Annotated in this window: 6 protein-coding genes; all 6 read right to left on the reverse strand. The window is 37.8% G+C overall.

What is annotated here, in order from left to right; genetic code table 11:
* Positions 1–73 precede the first annotated feature (73 nt).
* Positions 74–502: a DUF3795 domain-containing protein gene (locus AB1422_17395; GenBank protein ID MEW6621079.1), complete on the reverse strand. Its 429-nt coding sequence runs from the start codon at positions 500–502 to the stop codon at positions 74–76.
* A 71-nt stretch (positions 503–573) separates the two neighbouring features.
* Positions 574–1,284: an MBL fold metallo-hydrolase gene (locus AB1422_17400; protein MEW6621080.1), complete on the reverse strand. Its 711-nt coding sequence runs from the start codon at positions 1,282–1,284 to the stop codon at positions 574–576.
* A 410-nt stretch (positions 1,285–1,694) separates the two neighbouring features.
* Positions 1,695–1,967 carry a hypothetical protein gene (locus tag AB1422_17405; protein MEW6621081.1) on the reverse strand — a complete coding sequence of 91 codons (273 nt, stop codon included), beginning with the start codon at positions 1,965–1,967 and terminating at the stop codon, positions 1,695–1,697.
* 76 nt (positions 1,968–2,043) lie between these two features.
* Complete coding sequence (locus tag AB1422_17410) at positions 2,044–2,508, reverse strand: DUF3795 domain-containing protein (protein ID MEW6621082.1); 465 nt, start codon at positions 2,506–2,508, stop codon at positions 2,044–2,046.
* A gap of 167 nt (positions 2,509–2,675) precedes the next feature.
* The gene (locus AB1422_17415) at positions 2,676–2,951 is read right to left on the reverse strand and encodes a DUF3303 family protein (protein MEW6621083.1); all 276 of its coding nucleotides are present in this window, start codon (positions 2,949–2,951) and stop codon (positions 2,676–2,678) included.
* Positions 2,952–3,544: 593 nt separating this feature from the next.
* Entirely contained in the window at positions 3,545–4,015 is a 471-nt protein-coding gene (locus AB1422_17420) for a hypothetical protein (protein MEW6621084.1), read from the reverse strand.
* Positions 4,016–4,207 lie beyond the last annotated feature (192 nt).

A 4,207-nucleotide genomic window follows, 5' to 3' on the forward strand; every position in this document is an offset into this window, starting at 1 on the left:
ATAGAAGGAGGCCAATGTCAATCATTTTTGTTAAAAAATCTACAGATTTTTTAACAGATTAACTACTGATATATCAAGGGGTTAACGCTATTCTGGTTAGCTCACTTGCCGATTGCAGGTTTATATGAGCATTTCCATGGACTGGTTCCAAAAAGTCTAGTTTTTCGCATATTTCAAATTCGTTGCATTCCCAACATCCTTTAATTTTTCTCTTCTGACAACACTTTCTTATCTTGCAGAAAGGTGGACCACCTCCATTCTTGCATCCCTTCTTACAACGAAATTTGACCATGGTTCCCAGGACTTCATAGCACCTGTCGTAGTCCTTAAAGACTTTGCCAAAACCTTCGTCTGCAATAAACTCTGCAAACTTGTCATACCTGCATGACCTCAATTCTTTCCTAAGATCTCTTGCCAAATCAGGAATTTTGCCAGTATAGCCGTGGCAATCTCCGCAGTAGAGACCACAATATGCAATCAAATTTTTATCTTCCGCCTTCATCTTTTTCTCCTCCTGCCACCTAACGATTGAGTTCAGCGGCGGCGTGAAACGCCGTCCGCTTCAGCGATTGGTTATATGGTTTCTTGTTTTTTATTTAAACATTTCTTTAATTCTTCAACGGAAAAACACTTGCCGTGTGCAGGATATATAGTAATAGCACCACATTGTATTATTTTTCCCCAGCTTTTATATACTTCATTAAAACTCTCTGCTTCAAGTGGTCTAACTTTTTGTCCAAACACTCTTAATGTATTCATTGCAACATCTCCAACAAAAATATCTCCAGATGAAAGAAGTAATGAAATAGAATCTTTTGAATGCCCAGGTGTATGAATTATTTTACCTTGAATACCTGTAAGATTATAAATATCAACGCGATCATTATTGACAATTATATCGTAATTTGTCAAGTTTATGGGGGTATAGTTATATTTAATAAAAGGAGATAAAATCATATCAAGCAATTTCACCCATATATTATAGCTTTTAGTTTTCTTGGTATATGTCATTCCTTTTTGCATATAATTGATTGCATTTTTATGTGCAATTATCTTACAATTTGATTCTTTACGTATATCCTCAACTAAAGCAGCATGATCATGGTGATGATGGGTTAGTAAAATATATTTTATCGAATCAACGCAAATATTAAGTTTACTCAACTTATTTTTAAAATCACTATATTTCCCCACCCAGCCACAGTCTATAAGTAAATAACCTTCCTTACATTTCAACAGATAGTAATTAGTATCATTAATTACGATAATATATACATCTTTCATAATATTTGCTGCATATAACGACCAAGCTCACCTGCCCGAGCGAAGCGAGGGTCAGGTGCAGCGATGGGTTAGACTGTCTTTTTACCACGAAGAGCACGAAGGTCACGAAGATTGGACAAGGCAAATCTTTTTATGCCTTCTTTCAACCTTTCTACATTAAAATTTTGCTAACTTTATTAGATATTTCATCAAATTTCACTTCGTGCTCTTCGTGTCCTTCGTGGTTTTAATCTCTTTTAGTCTAACGATTGAGCTAAGCTGCGGCGGGCTTGCCCGCCGTCAGCTTCAGCGATTGGTTAAGCTTTTAATGGTCGCTGTCCCTATTTTTGCTATTTATTTCCAGGGCTGCCACCACTTTTTCACTGTTTTTGGTTGCCGTGTTGTTAGATGGTTATCCTCTTTGTGATCTTTCAACCCCAAATGGCTTTATGGACTATATCCTCTGGTTTATATCCTAACTCTTCCAATTTATTCTTTAGTATCTTTAATTGCAATAAAGGACAACTTGCATCTTCACACGCTTCATCTGGATCTGTCGTATGTTCATATTCCAGATGGAAGCATATCCAATGCATTTTTTCAAATGTTTCATAATCTTTTCTATGTTTTTTGACTGGTTTACCACATCTAACACAAATTAAATCTCTGTCATTTTGACCCACTATTGTCTCCCGTCTTTCCATCTAACCACAGAGCTCACCTGCCCGCCAAAGGCGGGTCAGGTGCAGCGATTGGTTATATGGAACCATGTTCAGCCCATCACAGCCAGATATAAAATTTCTCTCTGTATTCTACCCACTTTCTTAAACCATATTCTTTGATTTTTCTCAGATTTTGTTGAGGACTATCGCCATGAAGTGGTTTAAGAAACTCAAATTTATCGCATGCCTCGAATTCATTGCATTGCCAACAACCATCGATATGTTTGGATTGAGCACACCCTTTAATTTTGCAAGATTGCTCACACCCATCACCGCCTAACCTACAGGGATTATCACATCTCAGTTTGATTATTGTCCCTAAAACTTCAAGGAATTTGTGGTAATGGTTAAGTTCTTTTATGGAGTTAGCTTCAACTTCTGCATAGTTGTCAAATCTATCTTTTTGTAGTTTAGTAGATAATTCTCGTGCTAAATCAGCAGTTTTACTTCTATAGCGTATACAGTCGCCACAATATAGACCACAATATGCAGTGAGATTTGTTTCTTCCTGGTTTCTATTCATTGTTTACGCTTCCTTTCCGCGAGATGTTACAATTCCACATAACGACTGAGCTCAGCCGCCGAGCGTAAGCGAGGTCGGCTGCAGCGATGGGTTAGGTGGCAATATTATGCATAAAACCTTACCCACAGGAACTGTTTAGCCCAACAATATCTCAAAAAATCTCTCTTTCATTTTAGAAGTGCATCTGCCTCCGATGGAGTTGCTAAAGGATAAATGTCAAAACTCACTGGTACAATGCTTAACCATTGGGTCATCAGTTTATGAAGCTCATCATTTGAAGATACATCAAAAATTACGATAGAACCTCTCCCTACTCTGGGATAGAAACAGATTACCTTGTTTTCTGATTCTAAACCCTTAATCCAAGACCTAAATTCTGATCTCGCATTTTTTACATCTTCGAGCTTAGAAGGATGAGGAGTACTTATCACCAAATACAACATAGCTACCCTTCTTTCCTTGTTGAATTAGTTGTCCACCTAACGATAAAGTTCAGGTGCGGCGGGGAGAATTACCACAAAAGTTTGATAGCAAGATAAAACTTTGAGAGACCACAAAACTCTGACCACGGCACAGTCCCCCGCCGTCAACTGCAACGCAGGGTTAGACAAAAGCTCTGATTCGCTGTCTTTTCCTTTTCCTCTGCCTCACCGAATTATTGTGCATTCCACATTCACGGTTTGCCCCTAAAATATCTCCTTTTTATTTTCTCACACAAAGCCACAAAGAACACAAAGGTTTATTGTTTTATTCAATTCCTTTGTGACTTTGTGTCTCTGTGTGATTATTTTTATTAGTCTAACGATAGAACTCACCTGCAGCAGGGAGAATTACCACTAAACTTTCATAAGCAAGATAAAACTCTGGTAAACTACAAAACTATCTCAATCACGCCCAACCCCTGCTGTCAGGTCCAGTGAATGGTTAGAAAAAGCTGCACTTCGCCGTCTTTTTCCTTTCTTCTTTTTGATAGTTAATTCTCAATTCGAGGTCTGACCCCAATCCCTGACTGACCCCAATCCCCCGCCTTAATTTGTTATGCCTTATTTTTCTTCCTTTTTGATTTTTGCTTTGTATTTGTGTCAATGCGATGTCGAAACATCCAGTAATGGGTCTTTACTCTTTGAATGTATGCCTGGTCCTGGAGAACAACTTTTTCCACCATGTCTAAAATCAGAGGTGCAATCTCCGATTGTGGACTGGCTAAATTCAGAACTGGGCCTTTCAACTCGTCTATGATTTTCGGATCGTCATCTCCCATCCATTTCGCATAAAACTCTGGACTTTCCCACCCATAGGCAATAACTGCTTCGGCTTGTTTGGTCAGCGAAGATACAACATAGAAAAAGACCCGTCGGCAATCACAATCGGGCTCGTCACAATACATTTCGAGCAAAGAATAATGAGCAGGTGGTAAATCCCATGATGAGTTTTCAAGTACGGTAATAGTGCGTGTTTCTCGTTCTGCTATTTTGGGAAAATAATCATGAAATAAAACATATGGCATTTATCTTCTCCTTATGTCTAACCTTAGATTATACTGCCTATTGGCAGTTTTATATTACTGCATTATAAGTTAGGCTATTTATAGAGTAGCATAAATAAAATATTCTGTCAAGAAAAATTTTAATATCAAAATTAGAAAATACTGAAAAATAACATCCTGGTATTATACTGCCTATTAGCGGTTTTTATTTTA

This window comes from bacterium (assembly GCA_040757115.1).
Taxonomy (GTDB): Bacteria; UBA9089; CG2-30-40-21; order CG2-30-40-21; family SBAY01; genus JBFLXS01.